The organism is Winogradskyella poriferorum, assembly GCF_036553625.1.
GTDB lineage: Bacteria > Bacteroidota > Bacteroidia > Flavobacteriales > Flavobacteriaceae > Winogradskyella > Winogradskyella poriferorum.
The window spans coordinates 491,586-515,750 of sequence record NZ_JAZHOU010000003.1 but is presented as its reverse complement, the minus strand read 5'-3'; the positions used below and the strand labels follow the sequence as shown (position 1 = coordinate 515,750).

General features: G+C 33.1%; 21 protein-coding genes. 9 read left to right on the top strand and 12 right to left on the bottom strand.

Going from position 1 to position 24,165, the window contains the following annotated elements; all coding sequences use genetic code 11:
* Positions 1-72 precede the first annotated feature (72 nt).
* A complete protein-coding gene (locus V1468_RS11905) occupies positions 73-846 on the bottom strand; it encodes a LysM peptidoglycan-binding domain-containing protein (protein ID WP_331810454.1) in 774 nt (257 codons plus the stop codon).
* Positions 830-3,280 carry an endopeptidase La gene (gene lon / locus V1468_RS11900; protein ID WP_331810453.1) on the bottom strand — a complete coding sequence of 817 codons (2,451 nt, stop codon included), beginning with the start codon at positions 3,278-3,280 and terminating at the stop codon, positions 830-832. Before lon ends, V1468_RS11905 begins: the two co-directional genes overlap by 17 nt.
* A 229-nt stretch (positions 3,281-3,509) precedes the next feature.
* On the opposite strand from lon, the gene V1468_RS11895 reads away from it, so the two are divergent.
* The 5 genes from V1468_RS11895 to V1468_RS11875 all read left to right on the top strand — a co-directional run bounded on the left by V1468_RS11895 (position 3,510) and on the right by V1468_RS11875 (position 6,583).
* On the top strand, positions 3,510-4,061 hold the full coding sequence (locus tag V1468_RS11895; RefSeq protein WP_331810452.1) for an RNA polymerase sigma factor: 552 nt from the start codon (positions 3,510-3,512) through the stop codon (positions 4,059-4,061).
* Between the two features lie 11 nt (positions 4,062-4,072).
* The gene (locus V1468_RS11890; protein WP_331810451.1) at positions 4,073-4,342 is read left to right on the top strand and encodes a hypothetical protein; all 270 of its coding nucleotides are present in this window, start codon (positions 4,073-4,075) and stop codon (positions 4,340-4,342) included.
* On the top strand, positions 4,308-4,637 hold the full coding sequence (locus V1468_RS11885) for a hypothetical protein (RefSeq protein WP_331810450.1): 330 nt from the start codon (positions 4,308-4,310) through the stop codon (positions 4,635-4,637). Before V1468_RS11890 ends, V1468_RS11885 begins: the two co-directional genes overlap by 35 nt.
* On the top strand, positions 4,615-5,703 hold the full coding sequence (locus tag V1468_RS11880; protein WP_331810449.1) for a hypothetical protein: 1,089 nt from the start codon (positions 4,615-4,617) through the stop codon (positions 5,701-5,703). Before V1468_RS11885 ends, V1468_RS11880 begins: the two co-directional genes overlap by 23 nt.
* A 154-nt stretch (positions 5,704-5,857) precedes the next feature.
* Complete coding sequence (locus V1468_RS11875) at positions 5,858-6,583, top strand: head GIN domain-containing protein (RefSeq protein WP_331810448.1); 726 nt, start codon at positions 5,858-5,860, stop codon at positions 6,581-6,583.
* An 84-nt stretch (positions 6,584-6,667) separates the two neighbouring features.
* Here the strand turns inward: V1468_RS11875 and V1468_RS11870 are convergent, their stop codons facing one another.
* Together V1468_RS11870 and V1468_RS11865 are read right to left on the bottom strand one after the other, a co-directional pair.
* Complete coding sequence (locus tag V1468_RS11870) at positions 6,668-7,273, bottom strand: hypothetical protein (RefSeq protein WP_331810447.1); 606 nt, start codon at positions 7,271-7,273, stop codon at positions 6,668-6,670.
* Between the two features lie 64 nt (positions 7,274-7,337).
* Complete coding sequence (locus tag V1468_RS11865; RefSeq protein ID WP_331810446.1) at positions 7,338-8,864, bottom strand: polyamine aminopropyltransferase; 1,527 nt, start codon at positions 8,862-8,864, stop codon at positions 7,338-7,340.
* A gap of 39 nt (positions 8,865-8,903) precedes the next feature.
* Between V1468_RS11865 and V1468_RS11860 the strand changes: the two genes are divergently transcribed.
* The 3 genes from V1468_RS11860 to V1468_RS11850 are packed head-to-tail and all read left to right on the top strand — an operon-like array spanning position 8,904 to position 11,237.
* Positions 8,904-9,464 carry a hypothetical protein gene (locus tag V1468_RS11860; protein ID WP_278006521.1) on the top strand — a complete coding sequence of 187 codons (561 nt, stop codon included), beginning with the start codon at positions 8,904-8,906 and terminating at the stop codon, positions 9,462-9,464.
* Complete coding sequence (locus V1468_RS11855) at positions 9,427-10,608, top strand: glutathionylspermidine synthase family protein (protein WP_331810445.1); 1,182 nt, start codon at positions 9,427-9,429, stop codon at positions 10,606-10,608. The genes V1468_RS11860 and V1468_RS11855 overlap by 38 nt, the downstream gene beginning before the upstream one ends.
* 23 nt (positions 10,609-10,631) lie before the next feature.
* Positions 10,632-11,237, top strand: a complete 606-nt coding sequence (locus V1468_RS11850) for a hypothetical protein (RefSeq protein ID WP_331810444.1) — start codon at positions 10,632-10,634, stop codon at positions 11,235-11,237.
* On the opposite strand, the gene speD is transcribed toward V1468_RS11850, so the two are convergent.
* The 8 genes from speD to V1468_RS11810 all read right to left on the bottom strand — a co-directional run bounded on the left by speD (position 11,215) and on the right by V1468_RS11810 (position 21,885).
* The gene (gene speD, locus V1468_RS11845) at positions 11,215-11,589 is read right to left on the bottom strand and encodes an adenosylmethionine decarboxylase (protein WP_331810443.1); all 375 of its coding nucleotides are present in this window, start codon (positions 11,587-11,589) and stop codon (positions 11,215-11,217) included. The two genes, V1468_RS11850 and speD, sit on opposite strands and share 23 nt — an antisense overlap.
* Before the next feature lie 12 nt (positions 11,590-11,601).
* Entirely contained in the window at positions 11,602-12,153 is a 552-nt protein-coding gene (locus tag V1468_RS11840) for a hypothetical protein (protein ID WP_331810442.1), read from the bottom strand.
* A 78-nt stretch (positions 12,154-12,231) separates the two neighbouring features.
* Entirely contained in the window at positions 12,232-13,140 is a 909-nt protein-coding gene (locus V1468_RS11835) for a hypothetical protein (protein WP_331810441.1), read from the bottom strand.
* A gap of 43 nt (positions 13,141-13,183) precedes the next feature.
* Entirely contained in the window at positions 13,184-14,518 is a 1,335-nt protein-coding gene (locus tag V1468_RS11830; protein ID WP_331810440.1) for an MFS transporter, read from the bottom strand.
* Positions 14,519-14,587: 69 nt separating this feature from the next.
* A complete protein-coding gene (locus tag V1468_RS11825; RefSeq protein ID WP_331810439.1) occupies positions 14,588-15,418 on the bottom strand; it encodes a M48 family metallopeptidase in 831 nt (276 codons plus the stop codon).
* Between the two features lie 80 nt (positions 15,419-15,498).
* The gene (locus tag V1468_RS11820) at positions 15,499-17,919 is read right to left on the bottom strand and encodes a glycoside hydrolase family 31 protein (protein ID WP_331810438.1); all 2,421 of its coding nucleotides are present in this window, start codon (positions 17,917-17,919) and stop codon (positions 15,499-15,501) included.
* Positions 17,920-18,071: 152 nt separating this feature from the next.
* On the bottom strand, positions 18,072-19,982 hold the full coding sequence (gene glgB, locus V1468_RS11815) for a 1,4-alpha-glucan branching protein GlgB (protein WP_331810437.1): 1,911 nt from the start codon (positions 19,980-19,982) through the stop codon (positions 18,072-18,074).
* A 103-nt stretch (positions 19,983-20,085) separates the two neighbouring features.
* A complete protein-coding gene (locus V1468_RS11810; RefSeq protein WP_331810436.1) occupies positions 20,086-21,885 on the bottom strand; it encodes a glycoside hydrolase family 15 protein in 1,800 nt (599 codons plus the stop codon).
* A gap of 81 nt (positions 21,886-21,966) precedes the next feature.
* Here V1468_RS11810 and V1468_RS11805 point away from each other — a divergent pair, with 81 nt between their 5' ends.
* Positions 21,967-24,156 carry a bifunctional alpha,alpha-trehalose-phosphate synthase (UDP-forming)/trehalose-phosphatase gene (locus V1468_RS11805; protein WP_331810435.1) on the top strand — a complete coding sequence of 730 codons (2,190 nt, stop codon included), beginning with the start codon at positions 21,967-21,969 and terminating at the stop codon, positions 24,154-24,156.
* The last annotated feature ends 9 nt before the right edge of the window (positions 24,157-24,165 follow it).

Below are 24,165 nucleotides of genomic sequence, written 5' to 3'. Positions count from 1 at the left end.
GATTGTGCAAAATAAACAAATCTATCTTAAAACGATGATATGATTTTTTTATTTTTTCGAGGTGATTTATTTCTATTTTAACTTCAATTTTTGACCTATTAAAATGAGATTATCTGAAAGATTATTAATTGATTTTAGCTCATCAACAGAAAGTCCATTTCTTTTAGCAATATTGTATAAAGTATCACCTTTAGATACCGTCCAAATCGAATTGTCTGATGATACTTTTTTGTAGTCGGAATGGGACACATTCAACTCTTGACCTACTTTTATTAAGTTTGAAGTTAAACCATTTTTGTTTTTTAATTCATCAACAGTAAAACCATAACGCTTACTTAAACTGTAGAGTGTATCTCCATTTTCTACAATATGAACACCAGAATTGTTTTTGGAAGAAACTGTAACAACAGAATCTTCTAATTTTGCAATATTTTTAGTGGTTTCAGGTTGTGTTTCAAAATTACTAACTCTAAGTTTTTGCCCTGCATCAACTAAAGTAGTTTCTAAACTATTAGCCTCTTTTAAAGCCGTTAATGTTGTTTTGTATTTATTAGCTATATCTAAAAGTGTCTCGTTTTCTTTTACAGTATGATATTCTGTTTCTATTTGAGTTACTGATGACTCTTTATTTTCTCCAATAGATTGCTTTGTAATAGAATCGCTTTTAAAATTAACTGTTTCTAAATCAGATTTTACTAAAGTAATTTCTCCAGTAATCACATTAAGTCTTGCAGGTTTACCATCTAAGATTACATCTTTATATTGCCCTTCTTCTTGACTAAAAACATTTAGCCATGATAAAAGGGCAATACTAATTGAGAAAATTAACTTAGAGTTTTTTAGCATTCTTTACTTTTTGATTTGTAATAGCAATATCTAAAACCTCACTCATATCTTTTACATAATGAAACGTTAGACCTTTTAGATATTCTGGCTTTATTTCATCAATATCGCGTTTATTATCTTCACACAAAAGGATCTCTTTAATTTTTGCGCGCTTAGCAGCTAAGATTTTTTCTTTAATACCTCCGACAGGCAGTACTTTTCCGCGCAGTGTAATCTCACCTGTCATGGCTATACTTTTCTTTACTTTACGTTGAGTAAAAAGGGATACTAAGGACGTTAACATCGTAACACCTGCACTTGGTCCGTCCTTTGGTGTTGCACCTTCTGGAACATGAATATGTACATTGTACTTGTCAAAAACCTCTGGATTTATTTCAAACTTATCTGCATTGGCCTTTATATATTCCATTGCGATAGTTGCTGACTCACGCATAACCTTTCCAAGATTTCCTGTAATGGTAAGACTACCTTTTCCTTTTGACAATATAGACTCAATAAACAGAATATCTCCTCCTACTCTAGTCCAAGCTAAACCTGTTACAACACCTGCTACATTGTTATTTTCATATTTATCGCGTTCTAGTCTTGGTGCACCTAACACTTCTACAACATCATCGTTAGAGATTTTAACGTTATAATCTTCTTCCATTGCAATGTTTTTGGCTGCATAACGTACCATTTTTGCAATTTGCTTTTCTAGGCCTCTAACGCCAGATTCGCGTGTGTAACCTTCAACAATTTTTTCTAATTGAGGTTTTGCAATTTTAAGCGCCTTATTATCCAAACCATGTTCCTTTAATTGTTTAGGTAGTAAATGACGTTTTGCAATTTCTACTTTTTCTTCAATGGTATAGCCTGTTACATTAATAATCTCCATACGGTCTCTTAATGCAGGTTGAATGGTATTAAGGCTATTAGAGGTTGCTATAAACATTACCTTAGACAGGTCGTAACCCATTTCTAAGAAGTTATCGTAAAACTCATTGTTTTGTTCAGGATCTAAAACCTCTAACATTGCAGAAGAAGGGTCACCTTGATTACCAGTAGATAACTTGTCTATCTCATCTAAAACAAATACAGGATTTGATGTGCCTGCTTTCTTTAAACTCTGAATAATTCGTCCTGGCATTGCACCAATGTAGGTTTTTCTATGACCACGAATCTCAGCTTCGTCTCGTAAACCACCTAGTGAAATTCTTACATATTCTCTACCTAAAGCTTCTGCAATAGATTTTCCTAACGAGGTTTTACCAACACCTGGAGGTCCATATAAACACAGTATTGGCGACTTCATATCATTACGAAGTTTTAAAACTGCTAAGTACTCTATAATTCGTTTTTTAACATCATCCAATCCAAAATGATCACGATCTAATATCTGTTTAGCTCGTTTTAAATCGAATTGATCTTCACTAAACTCATTCCATGGTAAGTCTAAGAACAAATCCAAATAATTACGCTGAATAGAGTACTCTGCTACTTGTGGATTCATGCGCTGCATTTTGGCTAATTCTTTATCAAAATGCTCTTTTACCTTGTCATCCCAATTCTTCTCTTTAGCACGAGCTCTCATGTCTTCAATTTCCTGTCCGGATGACACACCTCCAAGTTCTTCTTGAATCGTTTTCATCTGCTGGTGCAAGAAATACTCACGCTGTTGTTGACTCATGTCACTCTGAACCTTGTTTTGAATATCATTCTTTAATTCAAGTTTTTGATATTCTAAGTTCATGTATTTTAAAGTCTGAAGCGCACGCTCTTTTAAATCGTTAATCTTTAAAAGTTCTTGTTTTTCTTCAACTTTAAGATTCATGTTTGAGGACACAAAATTCACTAAAAATGAGTTACTTTCTATGTTCTTAATAGCAAAAGTAGCCTCCGTAGGAATATTTGGGCTCTCTTTTATAATCTCTAAGGATAAGTCTTTTATAGAATCTATAATTGCAGTAAACTCTTCGTTACTTGCGTCTGGTTTGGTCTCAGCCAAATCAGAAATTGTAGCGGTTAAATACGGTTTTTCTGAAATAACTTCATTTACCATAAAACGCTTTTTACCTTGAATGATTACTGTAGTATTACCATCTGGCATTTTAAGCACCTTTAGAATACGCGCTACAGTACCTGTTTTGTATATGTCTTGGGCAGAAGGATTTTCTACAGATTCATCTTTCTGAGCTACAACACCTATAACTTTACCTCCTTTGTTAGCATCGTTGATAAGCTTAATAGATGTATCTCTACCTGCTGTTATTGGGATTACAACACCTGGAAACAACACAGTGTTTCGCAATGGTAAAATTGGTAGTGATTCTGGTAGCGATTCGTTATTAATTAATTCCTCATCCTCCGGAGTCATTAATGGAATTAATTCTGAATTTTCGTCAAAATCCTGTAATGACAAACTGTCAAGACTTAAAAAATTTGATTTCTTCATATTATTTTTAAGCCATTCTGTCACAAAAAATAACAGAATAGCATTTATTTAAAAGTATTAATAATTAACTTTATACTGAATATCAGCACCTTATAAGATATTCAAAGTTATTCACATCTATAATAATTCAATTGTTATGCCATTACCTTTGGTACAGCTTAAAAGTTTTTTTTTCAAAAGTGTAACAATGTAAAAACATCTCTATCTATAGAATAAAGCAATTGTTTTTTTGACATCAACCAATCAAAATATCGAACAGTTATTAGTGCTTTGTAAATCTTGTAATCAACGTGCGCAGTTAGAAGTTTACAATAGATACAACAAAGCCATGTATAACACAGCATTAAGAATTGTAAAAGATTCTTTTAAGGCTGAAGACATTATGCAAGAGTCATTTTTAACGGCTTTTACAAAACTTGAAACTTTAGAGGACACCAAATTATTTGGTGCATGGTTAAAACGAATTGTAGTGAATAATAGTATAGCACATTACAACAAAACCATAAAACAAAACGAAGTGCCTCTAGAACCTGTAATGTATAAAGTTGAAGATGATAACGGCATTGAAAGTCATAATCAAAATAATGATAAGGTGAAACAAATTATTAGTGTTATGAAAACGCTAAAACCCAATTACAACTTGGGACTAACCTTACATCTTATTGAAGGTTATGATTACGAAGAAATCTGTGAGATTATGGACATATCTTATGCTAATTGCAGAACCATGATATCCAGAGCTAAAGAAAGTTTAAGAAAGAAATTAGAGCTAACAGCTTAAATGATTGATGTATGGAAAAAGATACTTTAGACGAATTATTTGATAATTTAAAGGGTGAATTTGATATCAATGAACCAAATGCAGGTCATCAAGATCGCTTTTTAGAGAAGCTCAATACAAATACAGTAGCTTCTACAGAAGAAAAGAAGTCTTCAGGTTTTAATTGGAAACCATTTTTAGCCATAGCAGCCTTCTTTAGTGATTTGCTTAGCTGTATTTACAACATCAAATGCTCAGCCAGAAGTTATGGATTTAGCAAGTGTGTCACCAGAAATGTCTGAGACACAAGATTTCTTTACAGCAACAATTAATGCAGAATTAAAAAAGCTTAACAATGAGCGTTCGCCTTTAACTGAGCAAGTTATTACAGATGCGCTTAACCGAGTTGAACTGTTAGAAAAAGATTATCAACAATTAAAAACTGATTTAACCGAAAGCAATAAAGACCAACGTATTATCTATGCTATGATTAGCAACTTTCAGAACAGAATAGATGTTTTAAACACAGTTCTAGAACAAATTGAAATTATTAAAGAATTAAAAACCAACAGTGATGAACCAAAAAATACATTTTAAAATAGCTCTACTCCTTTTGTTAATGCCTTTTATTGCATTAGCAAACATAGAGCCTGCAGCTATTAAAACCTCAAAAGAGCGCAACATTAAAAAGTCTTTTAATGTATCCTCTAATGCAACACTAAAAATCAGTAATAGTTACGGTAACCTTGAAGTGATTACTTGGGACCAAAACAAAATAGATTTTGATATCACCATAAGAGTAACTGGTAACAATGAAGAGAAAGTTGTAGATCGCTTAGAAAATATTGATGTTGACTTTTCATCGAGCAACGATTATGTGTCTGCCATTACCAAGATCGGAAAAAACAGTAAAAACTGGTGGAATTGGGGAAAAAAGATGAATCTTAAATTAGAGATTAACTACGTTGTAAAAATGCCAATGTCTGGTAATGTAGACCTCAATAACGACTATGGATCTATAAATCTAGATAGGCTTGAAGGTAACGCAAAAATAATCTGTGATTACGGTAAAATTACCACAAAGGAACTACTATCGGACAATAATGAAATCCGTTTTGATTATACCAATAACAGTTACTTTGAATTCATCAAGGGTGGAAGAATTAATGCAGATTACAGTGGCTATACAGTGGCCAAAGCCGAAAACTTAAAAATCAGTGCAGACTATACAAAATCTGTTATTGAAGCTGCTGAAAACATAGAATATGTATGTGATTACGGTTCTCTAAAAATTGATAACGTAAACAATCTTAGTGGCAATGGTGACTACTTATCGCTTAGGTTAGGTAACGTTTATAAAAATGTAAGAGTAAGAGCAAACTATGGATCTTTAAAGATAGATCGCATCGCTTCAAAAGCAAATAATGTAGATATCGACTCTGAGTTTATGGGCATTACTATTGGTTATGATAGCAATTACAGTTTTGATTTTGATATCGATTTAGAATATGCCTCACTAAGAGATTCTGATGCCTTTAATTTTACAAATAAAGAAGTCGATTCTTTTGAGAAAAAATACAATGGTTATCATGGCACTAAAGGCTCTGGCAACTATGTAAAAATAAAATCACAGTACGGAAGCGTAAGCTTTAAACAACAATAATTTATCGTCACTTCGAGTGAATTCAGTAGATTTTATCTTATGAATTTGTATCGAGAAGACAAATAAAAGTGTTCTCGATACAATTCCGATTCTCGGAATCACTCGAACTGACATAAAAATCAAAAAACGAACAGTAACCAAACAATTCAAAAACATGAAATTATTAAAATCAATTATGCTAGTCGCTTTTCTCTTTAGTGTTACAACATCTTGTGCACAATGGGGAAAATGGAAAAAAGTTAAAGGAGATGGAAACATTACTACAGAAAACAGATCTATTGGCGATTATGATGGCTTAAAATCTGCTGGACCAATGAACTTTAAGCTGGTACAAGGCAAAGAAGGAAACATTACCATTGAAGGCGATTCTAACCTTATGGAACACATCGTTACCAAAGTTGAAGGTGGTAAACTTGTTGTAAAAGTTGAGGATGGTGTTAACATTAAACCTTCTAAAACCATAGTTGTAACAATTCCTTATGAATCTATTAACTCTGTATCCTTAGCTGGATCAGGAGATATTGAAAATTCAGGGACTATAAAATCAGATCATTTTGATGTATCCATTGCGGGATCTGGTGATATAGATTTAATTATTAGCTCTAATTCAGTGGAAAGCAGTATTTCTGGCTCAGGCGATATAGAGTTAAGTGGTTCTACCAAAGATTTGACAACAAAAGTAACTGGCTCTGGAGATTTTGATGGCAGCGATTTAGACAGTACTAATGTTACTGCAAAAATCACAGGTTCTGGTGGTGCTAACGTGGTTTGCAATGGTGAACTTAAAGTGAGAATTACAGGTTCTGGTGATGTAAAATATTCAGGTAATCCAACCAACAAAGACACTAAAGTAACAGGTTCTGGTAGCGTTAGCAACTAGTGCCCAATCAATCAACCAAAAAAGAAGAAAGGACAAGTGTTAGCTTGTCCTTTTTTAATGTTTTCCTATTGAATCTATAACATACTACTGAATAATATAATGGCCTTTTTTCATACTTATTAATCTAGATGGTGCAGGTTTTAAACATGGCTTTTCCCAATCATTTATATTATTCATATTGTTTGCTAGACACTTGATATCTAAAGATTCAACTTTTAAGAATTTCTTTATTTTGGATTTTCTGATTTTTTTATTTCCCTTAGATAAGAATTGCCTGAATGTCATTCTAACAAAGATTTTAAAATCATTATTTAAAAAACCTTTAAGTCTATAAAATCTATTTGTTGAAGTATCATACGCTAAAACAAATTTCATATAAATATTTAACTTATTCTCAGGGTTATAATCATCAATCAAAAAGGTCATAAAATCATCTTCTGAAAAGGATACTTCAACGAACTTTATATTTAGTTTAAAACCTTCACTCTTTAGAAACTTACATTTAAAAATATCGGTTGAAAGTAGTGAATCAATCAAATGATATTTTGAAGAATCAATAACACCAAGAGAATTGTTTAACCTGATCACTTCACGTTTTGACAGTTCAAGTATTTTTTCGTTACTAACTTCGTTCTGGGCAATCAAAAAGTTTAAAGATATTGACAGTGATACAAAAACAAAATATTTCATAATTATTTTTTTTTAATTTCTCTTATCAACCCTAAGCTAAACTTAGCCATAGTAATTTAAAAAATTACTTCGTCCCAGCTTCAAAATCTACTTTCCATTTTTCCCATTCGTCTAAGAAATAGTTAAGTATAATTGGGTTGTCTAAAGTATTCTGTTTTGTGTCTGCAATGGTAATGTCCTTAGGAAAAATAAAGGCTTGCTCTATTTGGTTTGGGTTAAGATATTTTAAATCTTCTGGCAAAGCTTTAGTATCTACTTTGCTGTCGTTTCCTTCATGTCTGGCAATAATAAATCCCCAATCTCCAAACGATGGTATATACGTGTGATATGGTTGTACGTCTTCAAAAGCTGATGCCAAGGTATTGTTGATGCAACTAAAGACTTTGTTTGAGAAATAAATTTCACCAGATTGTGTTACAAAAACACCATCCTTTTTAAGGTTTCGCTTTGCCATTAAAAAAAACTGCTTGCTGTACAATCTTGCCAATGCTTGATTTGTTGGGTCTGGCAAATCTGCAATAATGACATCGTACTTTTCTGTATTATTAAAAAGATAAGTAAACGCATCTTCTGGTATAAGGTTTACTTTTTCATTTTTTGCAGCATCAGCGTTAATGTCCTTTAGATATTTATTCTCTTTTGCCAAATAAAACATGGTACTATCAATATCTACAACATCTACACGCTGCACAGAACTATGCTTTAGGACTTCTCTACTCGCTAAGTTTTCGCCACCACCAAGAATTAAAACACGCTTTGGATTGTAATTCATAGCTAAAGGAATATGCACCAAAGACTCATGATAACGATGCTCATCTGAAGATGAAAATTGTATAACTCTATTAAGATACAACCTAACATCACCTTGTGTTTTGGTCATTACAATTTTTTGATATGGTGTTTGCTCATTCAATACAATAGGACGTTTGTATATTTTCTGATCCCAAACTTTTAAAAGTTTGCCTCCAAACAACACTAAAACGACCAAAGCAATAACAGCCAAAAAGCCAAAAATGCTGTTTCGTTTTTTGTCTTTGAGTAAGGTATAATTCAAAAGAATACCTAAGACAATATTTACAATTCCGAAGATTAGCGACGAATAGTACAAGCCAACAAATGGCAGTATAATAAATGGGAAAATTAAGGTGGCAATAAGTCCGCCAATATAGTCTAAGGACAATACGTTAGAAAGGTTGTTTTTAATGTTACTCTCCTCTAAAGCAAAGGTTAGTAATGGCACTTCCATACCTGTAAGTAAGCCTATTACAAAAATGATAGCCAAACAACTAATTTGCAATATCATTGGAGACACGTACACAAATAGCATATAAAGCAGTGGCACAGAAATACCTCCAATAAAACCAAGCAGATACTCTACATTGATAAAAAATGTGAGTGGTTTGTCCTTAAAAAATTTAGACAAAAAGGCACCTATTCCCATAGAAAACAGATACACACCAATAATAATAGAGAACTGTCTTACACCATCTCCCAAAAAATAAGTTGCAGTAGTACTAATTAATAATTCGTAGATGATTGAGCATAAACCTGCAATAAATACAGCAAATGGAATTAGTGCTTTTTTATTCATTAAAAATTGATTATGTTTGAGCAAATTAACCTGTCAAAGATGAATAAAAAAATTATAACTGGTCTTGCTTTAACTAAAAAAATAACGTTGACTGCAGCTGTTGTTGCCTCGTTAACACTTCAAAGTTGTGGCGACGACGATCCAAGTCCACGCATTAAAGATGCACAGCAAGAAACAGTTTACGAATCTACACAAGGTGTTATCACTGAGGTTGAAGAAGTAGAACCAGGAAATGATTATAAAATCATCGACGAGCGTTTAATTGACGATAAAGATAAATCTCTTGCTATTGTACACACATTAGAGGGAACAACAGATACATTATCTTTAAGAAAAATGAAAAATGACGAGTCATCTTACAGTCGTCATTCGGGTTTAAGAAGCATTCTGTACTACTCGTTAGCAGCTTCTTATTTTAACAGAAGTTTACGTAACGTTACTCCAAACCAAAGTAACTACAAAAATGCTTCTGCTTATAATAAATCTACAGGATTAAAAAACGATTTAAGAAGCTCTGCAACATCTCGAAGAGTAAGTGTACCAGGAAAATCATCTAGAGGATATGGCAGCGGAAAGTCGTTTAGATCGTTTGGAGGATAGTCGTTTTAAAGAAATAAAACGTCTTAAAAAGAAACACGTTCCACATCGCTTACACTGGTATTTAGAAGAAGACTATTTTTCTGAAGAATTACTTGGCATATACCGTTCTGAGGTAGAGCAACTACGTCGTATTTCTGATGAAGCGTTTTATTTATTTCAACGTGCCACTGACAAAATTATAGCCGAACATAAATTAGGAGAACTTGGTATTCCCCTATCGTTTCAAAAATGTATTGAACATAGCTGGAAAAGCAAGAATAAGCATCCATTTCTTTATGGTCGTTTTGATATTAATGGAGGTTTAAAATCTGATTATGGTCGCATTATCGAGTTTAATGCAGACACATGCAGCACATTGCCTGAGACTTTATTGTGGCAACCACTTCAATTAGAACAACTAAAGGGAAATCCTCAAAGTTTTAATACACTTAAGTTTGATATAAAAGATGCTTTGTCTAACCTAAAATCTTATTTAGGTAAAGACAAACCTGTTTTTCTGGGTACTTCTTTTGGTTATATTGAAGACAAAGAAAATGTTAACTGCATTATTGATATAGCTTACGAAGCTGGCTATAAACCATTTTATTCAGACTTGGAATATGTTATTTTTTCGGATGAAGGTGTGTTTCATCAAATTGGTGATGAATATGAAGATGTTGATGTGCTTTTTAAAATGATTCCCTGGGATTGGATGTTTAATGACGAGCCTGAATTGGCACACATCCTTTCAGACTTAATCTTAAACAATAAAGTTGTGGTTTTAAATCCACCTTATACAGCTATTTGGCAGAATAAAAAGTTTTTGGCTTATATCACACAGAACTTCCCGAATAACATTTTAGCTGAAACGTATTTGAGCAAAGAGCCTAGCTTATACAATTATGTACAAAAACCTGTTTATGGTCGTTTGGGTGAAAATATATCTATAGAAGCTATGGGTAATTCTGAAGCCACATCTAAAGGTGATTTTGGACATCAGGATATGGTTTTTCAAAAATTCTATCCATTGAACAAGGATGAAGAAAATTATTTTTATCAATTAGGGATGTTCTACACATCAAGAGCGTCTGCTATAAACTTAAGAGCACAAGAATCAAAGATTATTACTGATGATTGTGAGTTTATGTCGCATTTTATAATTTAATTTATTTTCTCAAAATAATAGTGATGAACTATTTAAGGTTCGTTTTAGCTTTTTTCCTAATCTTAACATCTTGTTCTAAAAAGAACAAGAATGAATTTATCATAAAACTACCTCATTATTCTAAACAGATAGAAATAAATGGCATCAAAGAATTTGACACCTTAGTAACATGGGATTGGTATAAAGATAATTTTGCTGATGACAGGAGATGTTACCGAATTCAGAATTCAGAATTAGGTGTTATTTTAGAAAATGGCATATTACCAAAATATACAAAAAGTTTTAAGCAGTTGACAATTAAAACTCCCATACCTCCTAATAAATTTGGGAGCATTTCGATAAAAAAATGGCTTATTGATATAAAAACAAATTATTCAGAAGAACACCCCAACTATAAATTTACAGTAATTGATTCTATCATTATTGCAAATAAAAAATTTGGTGTAGTTTCGATTCACAGAGATTGGATTGATGAATACACAATCAGAAATTTATTTATGACAACTATTAATGACGAAGAAATAGTGTTTGATTTTTACACCAACCTACCGAATTCAGAAGATTTTTATTCGCAATCTTTGAATATGATGAAAACAATAAAAATAACTAAATTAAATCACGAGAAATAATAGAGATAGCCTCTCCCCTTTCAATCTGCCTAATAACAACTTTATCTGAACTGAAAGACTTCATTAATAGCTCCTGAATCTTTTTCGCATCAAAAGGTTTACATGAAAAGATATCTACAGCAGCAAACTGATGTTCTGGCCAGGTGTGTATACTTACATGGCTTTCTTCTAAAAGAATGAAACCAGTAACACCAATAGGCTCAAACTGTTTGTATGACTCATTAACCTTGGTAAGCTGTAATTCTTCAACTATAGCATTTAATACTGTTTTTATAGTAGGTATAAATGATAGTGTATCTGCATTACAGTTATACACATCCCAAGTAATATGTGTGCCCAGAGAGGTTTTCAAAAATAGTAAGTTTTATTCTTCTTCAGAATATGAGTCGTAAGCACTTTGCATCATGTCTATAAATTCGTAAGAATCGTAGACTTTAACAAGCGTCGTATAAGATTCATCTGCATCTACTTCTACCATTTCTGGTAGTGTTTCTCTTGGACCATAATCCCAAGTAACCTTATTAATTACGTTTTTTAAAACATCGTAGTTGCCTTCCATAGGCACACCTAAAAACGTTACTTCTTTACTTGGCAATGTAGAAGCATAAGAATTTTGAAATGCTGGTGGCCCATAGTATTCGTCTGCTACTAAGTACTCAGATAACGAAGGGTTAATCATGTATACAGACTCTGTAAAGTTATATTTTATAATACTATCATTCTCTAAGGTTAATTGGTGCTCACCTGGTCCCATTTCTACCCAAACAACATCTTTTGGTGGTACTAAAACGCGTAGTGTATCTACTACAATTTCTACTGAATTATCAGTTGGGTTGTCAATAGCTAAATCGACCTTACTACTACAGGATGATAAAATAGTTAACGCAAAAACGGAAAGAATGAATAGTTTTTTCATTAGAGATTGTTTAGTTACTGGCAATATAAGAATATTTATGAAGTATATATCCTAAATGAAAATAATAGTAATAAAAATCTAAAGTTTATTGTAAACAAACGTAATACGCTCTGCAATAAAGGTATCGTCAACCGTACTTTGAGCATAAAAAGCATCGTCTATAGCTACAAATAACGAGTTACCATTTCTAAAATATTGAGTTGTAACACCGTTACTATCGGTTATAAAAACAGAATTACCTTCTTGATACCAAGTAAATGCTATATCTTCTATAATAGTATTACAGTCTATAAAAAAATCTTCTCCATCTTCATTGGGAGTAAAAGTAATGTCTGCATAAGATCTTAAAAACATGGTACCTGTTCCATCTGTATTAAAGGTTATAGTTTCATTATTATAACAGTCTATTTCATCTAAATAATTGTTGGTAACAACACCATCGTTATCAATATCTCTTAAACTATCAGTAACCCAACCGACTAGAATCCAATCACCCGGTGTTTCAACAAATTCTTGTTGACAATCTCCTAATCCTAAAATTAATGATTCCAAAACTACACTTTCCCCACAAACCTCTTGTTGGTACTCTAAGGCAGACTTGTAGGCTTCGCATAACTGTTGGTAATTGTCGTCTTCAGTATAATTGTTATAATTGGCCTCAGCAATTTCTGAAGCTTCAATGGCTTCAGCGCACAAATCATCGTCATAGCAATCATCTAGACTATCAGACAACAATTGCAAACTACCATCCTCATCACCACAGATTTCTATTTGGTTTAATAGTGCTTCTTTGTAATCTGAACAAAATTCAAAGTAGTCTTCTTCGGAAGCATTTAAAAAGTTTCCGAGAGCCATAGATGTAGTCTCTATAGCCTCTATACACGCAGTATCTTCAAAGATAATTTCACCTTCATAAGGTTCATTATCGCAATTTGCAGCCATAAACAGAATGGCAAATGCAAAAAGCATAAATATTTTCTTCACCATAGCATGCTAAAGTTAAGAAATTTTACAATACAAAATCTCTTAATTAGCTTTCTGTAATTTTTTCATTTTTTATTGTGCTTAGAATTACAAGACCTACAATAAAAAAAGTAATCAAGAATAAAATAGAATATCGCATGCTACCAGTAATCTGAGCTACAAAACCATAAAGGAATAAACCAATTGTTAAACCGATCTTCTCTGCTACATCATAAAAACTAAAATAAGACGCAGTATCTTCTGAATCTGTTGGAATTAACTTACTATATGTTGATCTAGACAAAGCTTGTATGCCACCCATAACTAATCCAACAGACGCAGCAGTAATATAAAACTGTATTGGAGTGGTGATAAAATATGCAAAACCACAAATTAAAATCCAAATAAAGATTACCCATATTAAGGTTTTTATATTACCTATTTTATCAGAAAGTTTTGCTGTATAATTTGCACCAATAATAGCTATTAGCTGAATAAGTAGAATACTAATTATTAATCCTGTAGTAGAGTCTTGAGTTCCCCAATCCAACTCTTCCACAGCAAAGTAAGTAGCAGCTAACATTATAGTTTGTACTGCCATGCTGTAGATAAAAAATGCAGATAAATAGCGTTTTAAAATCTTATTAGATTTTAAAGCATTCCATATCTTTTTCAACTCATTGTAACCAGAGGCGAGTACTGTTTTAGTTACTTTGTGTCCTTCATTTGTTCCTGTTGGTAAATGCTTAAATGTATATTGCGCAAACAATATCCACCATACTCCAACCATAATAAAAGCTATCCTAGTCGGCTGAGCATCATTTTCAAAACCAAACCAGTCGTATTTAAGTATCATTACCAAATTAACTAAAAGTAATATTACACTGCCAACGTAGCCCAAGGAAAACCCTTTAGCACTGACTTTATCTTGTTGTTCTGGATAGGCAATATCTGGTAAATAAGAATTGTAGAACACCAAACTGCCCCAAAATCCTATTAAACCCAGAACATAACACACCATACCAAAAACAATATTCTCAATGGAAAACCAATACAAACCAATACATGAAACCGCCCCTAAATAACAAAAGAACTTCATAAATGACTCTTTGTTACCTACATAATCTGAAATACCAGATAATATTGGTGATAAAAACGAAACAATTAAGAAACTAAAGGCTGTAACGTAACTTATTAAAGAGTCGTTATTATATTCATAGCCTAAAAAGTTTACAGTATCACTCAATATTTTACCAGATTCTTCATCTTTAATAATTGTTAGTGCTCCATAAAAAATTGGAAAAACAGCAGATGATATTACTAATGGGTATACAGAATTTGCCCAATCATAAAATGCCCAGGCATTTAGAAGTTTTTTACTTCCTTTTTTAAGTTCGCTCATAGATATAAATTAAAAAAGCTGCTCAAATTGAGCAGCTCCTAAAGTAAATAAATATTCTTTAACCAAATATTAATTTATTGGTCTAAATGATGTAACATCAAATTTTTTCGCTTCTGCCTTCGCTTTTGGAGAGAGCGATTGTAAGTTTTTAATTCTAGAATCATTACTTGGATGTGTGCTTAAGAATTCTGGTGGTGCTTGTCCTCCACTATTCGCTTTCATACGTTTCCATAATTCTGCCGCTTCGTCTGGGTTATAACCTGCTATTGCCATTAAATATAAACCTATTTTATCAGCCTCTGTTTCATGTGCTCTACTAAATGGTAACATGCCTCCTACATTACTTGCTAATCCGTAAGCTTGCATCCATAATTGCTGTTTTTCCGGGCTCTCATTTCCTGTTGCAACTGCAACTCCTATACCACCTAACTGCTGTAACATTCCAGAACTCATACGTTGCTGACCATGATTGGCTAAAGCATGGGCTACCTCGTGTCCCATAATTGCAGCTACTCCTGTTTCATTTTGTGCAATTGGTAAAATTCCTGTGTAAAAAGCTATTTTACCTCCAGGCATACACCAAGCATTAACTTGCTCTGATTCGATTAGTTTATATTCCCATTTGTAATCGTCTAAATAGCCTTGGTGACCATTAGCATTTAACCAGCGCTCTGCTGCTACAGCAATACGCTGTCCTACTCTGGTAATCATTTCTGCATCTTTAGTTCCAGTAATCACTTTACTTTCACTTAACACCTGATTATATTGAGCAAATGATGAAGGGAACAACTGATCATTAGATACAAATGCCATTGTTTTTTTTCCTGTAAAAGGATTAGTAGCGCAAGACACAACAATTGCCACTATAGCTAATATTGAAAATGCTTTTTTAAAAGTCATAATTTATATTTTTTTAAAAATGTATTTACTAAAATACGAAAATCTATTCGTAACTATAAGACACTTCTTTTATGAGTTGGTCACTTAGATTTTACTTCTTTACCAATAATATGAAGTTCTGAGAAATTTTTATCTACCACAAAAGAATTTGTACCATTTGATTTTAAATGCTCTAGAGAAATAACCTGGTTGTCAATCTGAATTTCAGCAATATCAAAAGGTAATCCATGAATAATAATTTTAAATGTTTCATATTCAGTGATAAACTTACCTTCTTTATACTGATTAATTATAAGTTCGCTAACTCTTCCTGTAAGACTAAAGTTTCTTAAGCTATAACGTCCTTTTGTATAATCGTAACCATCATTTGCATCACTAAACAATTCACTTACTTCTTTCCCTTTTTTATAATAAACATCTAGAGTAATCTCTTTTATTTCTTTTTCACCAACATATTGTTGAATTGGAAATTTTGGAATAATTGCTCCCTCCTTTATAAAAATTGGCATACTATCTATGTCTGCATCTACCCACATTTCTTTACCTCCTTTTATAATTTCATCTGTCCAGAAATTATACCAACTTCCTCTAGGAATATACATACGTCGTCCTCTGGCATTTGCTTCTAACACGGGACAAGCCAAAATCTGCTCTCCAAATATAAATTCATCAGTTCTGTAATGCGTTTGAACATCATCTTGGTCAAACATTACCAAAGATTTTAGTAATGGTGTTCCGTGGTCAGCATAATTCCAAAAAGCTGTGTACAAATAAGGTAAAAGTTGATACCTTAACTCAATAAACTTACGTACTATATCTGTAACATCTTCATCAAAAGCCCATGGTTCTTGGTCTCCATGATCACCAGATGAATGAACTCTGAAGAAAGGGTGAAAAACACCAAGTTGTATCCAACGCGTAAAAAGTTCTCCTTGCGGCTGCTCTGCAAATCCACCTATATCACTTCCTGCAAATGAGAAACCAGACATTGCCAAGCGCTGCGCCTGAATGTTTGCTATCCATAAATGTTCCCAAGTCGCTACGTTATCACCTGTCCAGGTAGAAGTATAACGTTGCGTACCAGAATATGCCGCTCTTGTAATTACAAATGGTCGCTTTGGAAATGAATATTTCTTTAAGCCTTGGTATGTTGCTCGAGCCATTTGCATTCCATAAATATTGTGCGCTTTTCTGTGGCTGCAAGGATTTCCATCATAATCATGTCTTACATCATCTGGAAATGTTTTGTTTGGCACTTCCATTACGGCTGGCTCATTCATATCATTCCAAACTCCTTTAATACCTATCTCTTCGATTAGTTCTTTAAAAAGTCCTGACCACCAATCTCTAACTTCCGGATTTGTAAAATCTGGAAAATAACACTCACCTGGCCAAACTTTTCCTTTCATATAAGGACCGTCTGCACGTTTACAGAAATAATCATTTTCTAAGGCTTCTTTAAATACAGAATACTCCTTATCTATCTTAATACCTGGATCTATAATTGCAACAGTTTTAAAACCTTGCTCCTTTAGCTCATCTACCATTCGCTTTGGATCTGGAAAATATTCCTTATTCCATGTAAAGCAACGAAAGCCATCCATATAATCGATATCTAAATAAATAGCATCACAAGGAATTTGAAGCTCTCTAAACTTTGATGTTATTTCTTTAACCTTGTTTTCAGGGTAATAACTCCACTTACATTGATGAAAGCCAAGAGCCCATAAAGGTGGTAAATGATGAGGCTTTCCTGTTAAATCTGTATAACTTTCTACAACATCATTCATTTTTGGACCGTAGAAAAAGTAATAGTTCATCTCTCCTCCTTGCGCCCAAAAACTTGTAACGTTTCGTCTTTCTTGAGCAAAATCGAAAGAGCTTCTAAAAGAATTATCAAAGAAAATTCCATAGGCCTTACCATGATGAAGACCTGTGTAAAAAGGAATTGTTTTATAAATTGGGTCAGTATCTTTTCCGTAGGCATAAGAATCCGTTACCCAATTGGTGTAACGCTTTCCTTTTAAATTTAAGTGATTTGGCTTATCTCCAAGTCCGTAGTAACTTTCTCCATCATTAGATATTTTACTCATCTTAACGATGTTCCCACCAAACTCATAACTCTCTTCCCAATGAAACCCAATTTCATCCTGATTAATTAAAATACCATCCTTAATATCGTATAGAGAAACACGCAGACTTTCTTTAGAAATTTCGCATCGCAATTTTGAAGTTATTACTACATAACAGTCCTCATTTTCTTCAATTTCTAGTTTATTATATCCAATACTAGCATACTTGGTTATAGCGTAAGAGAAATCGTTATCAAAAGTACCTACTGTTGTGTATCTAAATCTTAAAAGGCTATCGCGTACAACAGTTAACTGAAGAATAACATCGTTATCTGTTGAGAAATAAAGCTTATCTACATCTTTCTCAAAGCTTATTATTTTTGAAGGAAATTGGTTTCCTTTATTTTCTAATTCTGTGTTTGTAATCATAGCATGATTTAATATAAAAGGGCATGTAAAAAAACGGAAAAATTAGAACTTAAGAAAGCGGTTAACATTGTAATTATATAGAATTGTGAACTATAACGTTTTCGGATACAAAATTTGCTTAAATCGCAAATAATAATACGAATATCAAGACTTTATTCAGAATATTTAAAAGCAACCATACCTAAAGGAGGAACATTAATTTCTACGGAAAAATCTCGGTAGTTCCAAGGTACCGCTTTGGTTGTATTTAATTTGTTTTTATACTTACCAGAACCATAATATTTTTTTAAATCACTATTAAAAACTTCTTTCAGTTTTCCTTTTCTTGGTACACCTACTTTATAGTTTTCTTTCGGAACTGGTGTCATATTAATTACAACTACAAGATCTTCAAAAGAATTATTCCCTTTTCTTAAATAACTTAAAACAGAATTTTCTGAATCATTATAATCTATCCATTCAAAACCTTCGTTAGAAAATTGCTTTTCGTAGAGTGCAGGCTGGTTTTTGTAAAATGTATTAAGATCTTTTATTAATTCTTGTACACCTTTGTGTGGCTTGTATTGTAATAAGTGCCAATCTAAACTATTTTGAAAATCCCATTCATCATTTTGCCCAAACTCAGCACCTTGAAACAAGATTTTTGTTCCTGGGTGCGTAAACATATAACTGTACAACAGTCTTAAGTTGGCAAAACGCTGCCACTCATCACCTGGCATTCTTCCTAAGATGGAACGCTTGCCGTAAACCACTTCATCGTGACTTAGTGGCAACATAAAATTTTCTGTAAACGCATACGTCATAGAAAACGTAAGGTCGTTTTGGTGGTACTTTCTGTAAATTGGTTCTTTTGCGAAATACTGAAGTGTATCGTGCATCCATCCCATCATCCATTTCATTCCAAAGCCCAAACCTCCAATAGATGTTGGCTTAGAAACCATAGGAAATGATGTTGACTCTTCTGCAATGGTTTGCACATCTGGAAACATTCCGTAAACTGCTTCGTTCATTTCTCGCATAAAGGATATCGCTTCTAGATTTTCTCTTCCTCCAAACATATTGGGCTCCCATTCGCCATCTTCCCTACTGTAATCTAAAAATAACATTGAAGCCACAGCATCTACTCGCAAACCATCTGCGTGGTACTGGTCTAACCAGAATATGGCATTGCTAATTAAGAATGATTTTACTTCATTTCTACCATAGTTAAAAATTAAACTTTTCCAATCTGGATGATAGCCTTTTCTTCTATCTGGATGCTCATACAAATGCGAACCGTCAAAAAAGCCTAAACCGTGTGCATCTTCTGGGAAGTGAGATGGCACCCAATCTAATATAATACCTATATCGTTTTGATGTAGTTTATCGACTAGCAACTTGAATTCTTCGGGATAACCATAACGCGATGTTGGCGCAAAATAACCTGTTATTTGATAACCCCAAGATGGATCATACGGAAACTCCATAACTGGCATTAATTCTACGTGAGTAAAATTCATTTCCTTCACATAGGACACCAATTCATCAGCCATTTCATAATACGACAAGAAACGACCTTCTTCAACCTTTTTCTTCCAAGAACCAAGATGTACTTCGTACACAGAATATGGCGCATCTAAAGCATTTTTAGACTTTCTGGTAGTCATCCAATCCTTATCTTGCCAACTATAATCATCTTCCCAAACTATGGACGCTGTTTTTGGTGGATGCTCATTTCTTCTAGCATAAGGGTCTGCTTTTTCTGTTACAATATCGCTATGGTGACTTTTAATTTTATACTTATATAGATTGCCTTTACCAACATTTGGTATAAACCCTTCCCAAATACCACTTTGGTCCCAACGCACATTGAGTTTATGCTCTCCTTCTTTCCAAAAATTAAAATCGCCAATTACTGAAACCTCTTTAGCGCTTGGCGCCCAAACAGCAAAATATGTTCCGTCAACACCTTCTACTGTAGTTATGTGAGACCCAAATTTTTCGTAAAGTTTGTAATGCTTACCAGACTTAAATAAATTAATGTCGAATTCCGTAAATAAACTGTGTACAGATACTTCTGCCATAACCAATTGTTGAGGTTTTAAGATGTTAAATAATATAGGGATAAAACATCCTAAATTTTATTGCAAGGTAATTATAATTTAGCTTTTAATGGTTTTTCTTCGCTTAAAACAAAACATCCTTTACTTTTTCATCTTTTGTTGTCTTAGATAAATTTATAGCGGTTTCAATTAAAGCTAAATGTGAATAAGCCTGTGGAAAATTACCTAACAATCGCTTAGTTTTAAAATCTAAATCTTCACTAAATAATCCTAAATGATTACTGTAAGATAATAACTTTTCAAAATGATCAACAGCTTTTTTCTCCTCGCCTATTTTGTACAAACTATTGATGTACCAAAACGTACAAATTGTGAATGATGACGATGGCAAACCAAAATCATCTTGATTTTTATAACGATACAGCAATCCTTCATAAGATAACTCTCTTCCGACAGCTTTTACAGTACTAACAAACTTAGGATGCTTTGCGTCTATAAATCCGTAAGATTCCATCAATAAAACCGAAGCGTCTAAATCGTCAGTGCCATAAGCTTGGGTAAAGGCTTGCGCACTATCACTCCATGCATTTTCCATTATATCTGCTTTAATAGCTTCTTCTAATAATTGCCAACGTGCTAATTTGGACGTCTTTCCTAATAACTTGGCAACTTTAATAGCCTTATCGACAGCTGTCCAACACAAAACTTTTGAAAATGTAAAATGTTGATCTTCTGATCTAAACTCCCATATTCCTTTATCTGGTTCTTGCCAGTGTTTATCTACCGTCCATACAATTCCTTTAGTAATATTCCACAATGCCTCACCATTTTCAATGTCGTTATTGAAATTTACCAGTAATTGATGTATCATATCCATAAGAATACCATAAATATCATTTTGCTTTTGCTTGTAGGCAGCATTTCCTATCCGAACAGGACTAGAATCCTTGTAACCTGATAAATGGTCTAAAAATGTTTCGGTCAACTTTTTCTCGCCATTGATACCGTACATTATCTGAAGTTTTTCATCCTTATCTGGAATTAAGTTAATGATAAAATTCAAGTATCGTTTCGCGATATTTTTATGTCCTAAGGTTGACATTACTTTAATAACCATAGAAGCGTCCCTAATCCAACAAAAACGGTAATCCCAATTTCTTACTTCGCCAATGGTTTCTGGTAACGATGTTGTTATGGCTGCCAGAATGGCTCCTGTTTTATCATAACTAAGCAACTTTAAAGTCATTGCACTTCTTGCAATTTGCTTGTTGTATTTTTTATACGATGTTGTACGTTCTAACCAATTAAGCCAGTACACTTTGGTACGTTCGTGCTCTAAGAATGCCATTTTTAAGGTTGGTACGAATAATTTTTCGTGATAACCTACTAAGAAAAAATGGTCTGATGTAACTTCTAGTTCCTCACCTTTTATGACCTTTTCTTTATCAAAATCTGTGTACATAAACAAGGTATCGTAAGCTTCATTATCTGTTAAGCTTACAACAAAATCATTCTTTACATAGGTTTTAGTCTCTTCTTTCGCATATTCTAATTTTGGGTTATAAATAGCCTTTAGAACTGGCTTGCCCGAAACATACTTTATATATCTAATAAATTCTGGTGGTGCATTAAAAGAACCGTTGTTATTATGGTATCTTGGCATAAAATCTCTCACTTCAAATGTATCTAATCCATTACTGAATCTTGTAACCAAGATAACCGTATTTTCAATGTAGTATTGTTGCATTTGGTAACTATCATCTACTTCAAACCCAAAGGAACCACCAATCTTTTCATCTAATAGTTTTCCGAAAACAGATGGCGAATCAAACTGAGGTAGACAGCACCAATCCATTGAACCATTTTTTGAAACTAAAGCAGCACTTCTACAGTTACCAATAACACCATAATCTAAATTGTTCATTAAATCTTTGTTTTTTAAAATGTAAAACCTTTTATTTTCCTTAAATTAACAAAAACCTTTCAACTAGCACAAATAATCTGTATGAATAAAACCATAATTGTTTCTAATCGTTTACCGCTTCAAGTATCAATTCAAGATAATTCTTTTAAAGTTGTACCAAGTGTAGGCGGTTTGGCAACAGGTATGAAATCTGTACACGCAGAGGGTAATGGTATATGGATTGGTTGGTCTGGAATTCCTGAAAATGACTTAAGCCCAGAACTTTCCGAAGAAATTGATTCAAAAATTAGAGATGCAAAATGTGTTTCTGTTCCGCTTACCAATGAGGATATCGAGGAATATTACGAGGGTTTTAGCAACAGAGCTTTATGGCCATTATTCCATTATTTTATGGAATATTCAAATTTTGAGCAAAATGAATGGGAAGCATACAAACGCGTGAATGAAAAATTTGCCGAAGTTGTTATTGACAATTTAGAGGATGGCGATACAGTTTGGGTTCACGATTATCAGTTATTATTATTACCACAACTTATAAAAGACAAAAAACCAAATACTACTATTGGGTTCTTTTTACATATACCCTTTCCGTCTTACGAGATTTTTAGAACATTTCCGTGGCGTGAAGAAATCTTAACCGGAATGTTAGGTGCAGATTTATTAGGCTTTCATACATATGATTATGAGCGTCATTTTTTAAGTTCTGTAAAACGAATAATGCGCTTGGAAGTTCAGTTTAATGAAATAAGTTATCACGATAGAATAATTAAAGTAGACTCGTTCCCTATGGGAATAGATTATGACAAATTTCATAATGCAGCACTAGAGCACGGTAATGATTCTGAAGAAAAGTCGGATTTAAGAAAACGATTGGAAGAACACATTTCTGAAGATAAAAAGTTGATTTTGTCCATTGACAGAATGGACTATACCAAAGGAATCCCAAACAGAATCAAGGCTTTTGAGTATTTTTTAGATAATTATCCAGAATACAAAGAAAGAGTAAGATTGGTAATGCTTGCTGTACCTTCACGTTCTAACGTGCCGCAATATCAAAAACTGAAACGTGAAACAGACGAGCTTGTTGGTAGAATAAATGGAAAATTTGCCACAGTAAGCTGGACACCAATTTGGTATTTCTACAGGTCAATGCCATTCAATAATTTAATTGATTTATACACCTCTTCTGATGTAGCTTTAATTACACCAATACGCGATGGTATGAACTTAGTAGCCAAAGAATACGTAGCCACCAGAACAAAAGGCAATGGGGTTTTAATACTTAGTGAAATGGCTGGTTCTTCTAAAGAAATGAATGAAGCGCTTTTAATAAACCCTAATAGTCATGAAGATTTTGCTGTTAGCCTAAAGCGTGCATTAACAATGCCTTTAGAAGAACAACAAACACGAATGAAATTCTTGCAAAAACGTCTAAAACGTTATGATGTTGAAAAATGGGCTGACGAGTTTTTAAAATCATTAGAAGATACCAAAAACTTAAAAAACCAAAATGTTACGAAAAAGCTTACTGAAGCTTATGAAACAGATTTAATTTCAACATTTAAAGAAAAGAATAAAAGATTGCTGCTTTTAGATTATGATGGAACACTCGTAGGTTTTAAAGACAATCCACAAGATGCACAACCAGATGAAGCTTTATTTAATCTATTAGACAAACTACATGAAAAAACTACTCTAGTACTTATAAGCGGACGCGATAAAGATACTTTTCAACGTTGGTTTGGACACAAATCTTATAATCTTGTTACCGATCATGGTGTCTGGTTGTACAAAAACAACGAATGGAAAGCTCTTGAGCGTTTAAAAACAGACTGGATGCAAAACATAAGACCAATCTTAGAAACCTTTGTAGACAGAACTCCTGGAACATTCATAGAAACTAAAAACTATTCTTTAGCTTGGCATTATAGGAAAGCTGACCCAGAATTGGCTAAAATTCGTACCATAGAACTAAATACAGTATTAACAAGTATGGTTGCTAACAATGGTTTATCAATTCTTAAAGGCAATAAAGTTATAGAAATAAAGAGCAGTAATGTTAATAAAGGACGTGTAGTAAGTCGTCTACTCACTCAAGATACCTATGATTTTGTTAGCATTTTTGGCGATGACTGGACAGACGAATATATGTTTGAAGAAGCACCTGAATCGGCTTATACCATAAAAGTTGGTTTTAATAAAACAAAAGCAAAGTACCAAATACAAGATACAGAGAAAGTCCGCGAGCTTTTAGAGAAACTTGCGAAATAAGTAAGATTA

Coding starts and splice junctions, on each gene's coding strand:
- V1468_RS11805 (WP_331810435.1), top strand. CDS start 21,967: ATGAATAAAACCATAATTGTTTCTAATCGTTTACCGCTTCAAGTATCA.
- V1468_RS11860 (WP_278006521.1), top strand. CDS start 8,904: ATGAATAAAAAAATTATAACTGGTCTTGCTTTAACTAAAAAAATAACG.
- V1468_RS11830 (WP_331810440.1), bottom strand. CDS start 14,518: ATGAGCGAACTTAAAAAAGGAAGTAAAAAACTTCTAAATGCCTGGGCA.
- lon (WP_331810453.1), bottom strand. CDS start 3,280: ATGAAGAAATCAAATTTTTTAAGTCTTGACAGTTTGTCATTACAGGAT.
- V1468_RS11885 (WP_331810450.1), top strand. CDS start 4,308: ATGGATTTAGCAAGTGTGTCACCAGAAATGTCTGAGACACAAGATTTC.
- V1468_RS11865 (WP_331810446.1), bottom strand. CDS start 8,864: ATGAATAAAAAAGCACTAATTCCATTTGCTGTATTTATTGCAGGTTTA.
- V1468_RS11825 (WP_331810439.1), bottom strand. CDS start 15,418: ATGACTTTTAAAAAAGCATTTTCAATATTAGCTATAGTGGCAATTGTT.
- V1468_RS11905 (WP_331810454.1), bottom strand. CDS start 846: ATGCTAAAAAACTCTAAGTTAATTTTCTCAATTAGTATTGCCCTTTTA.
- V1468_RS11850 (WP_331810444.1), top strand. CDS start 10,632: ATGAACTATTTAAGGTTCGTTTTAGCTTTTTTCCTAATCTTAACATCT.
- V1468_RS11810 (WP_331810436.1), bottom strand. CDS start 21,885: ATGAACAATTTAGATTATGGTGTTATTGGTAACTGTAGAAGTGCTGCT.
- V1468_RS11820 (WP_331810438.1), bottom strand. CDS start 17,919: ATGATTACAAACACAGAATTAGAAAATAAAGGAAACCAATTTCCTTCA.
- glgB (WP_331810437.1), bottom strand. CDS start 19,982: ATGGCAGAAGTATCTGTACACAGTTTATTTACGGAATTCGACATTAAT.
- V1468_RS11890 (WP_331810451.1), top strand. CDS start 4,073: ATGGAAAAAGATACTTTAGACGAATTATTTGATAATTTAAAGGGTGAA.
- V1468_RS11840 (WP_331810442.1), bottom strand. CDS start 12,153: ATGAAAAAACTATTCATTCTTTCCGTTTTTGCGTTAACTATTTTATCA.
- V1468_RS11855 (WP_331810445.1), top strand. CDS start 9,427: ATGGCAGCGGAAAGTCGTTTAGATCGTTTGGAGGATAGTCGTTTTAAA.
- V1468_RS11870 (WP_331810447.1), bottom strand. CDS start 7,273: ATGAAATATTTTGTTTTTGTATCACTGTCAATATCTTTAAACTTTTTG.
- V1468_RS11880 (WP_331810449.1), top strand. CDS start 4,615: ATGAACCAAAAAATACATTTTAAAATAGCTCTACTCCTTTTGTTAATG.
- V1468_RS11835 (WP_331810441.1), bottom strand. CDS start 13,140: ATGGTGAAGAAAATATTTATGCTTTTTGCATTTGCCATTCTGTTTATG.
- V1468_RS11875 (WP_331810448.1), top strand. CDS start 5,858: ATGAAATTATTAAAATCAATTATGCTAGTCGCTTTTCTCTTTAGTGTT.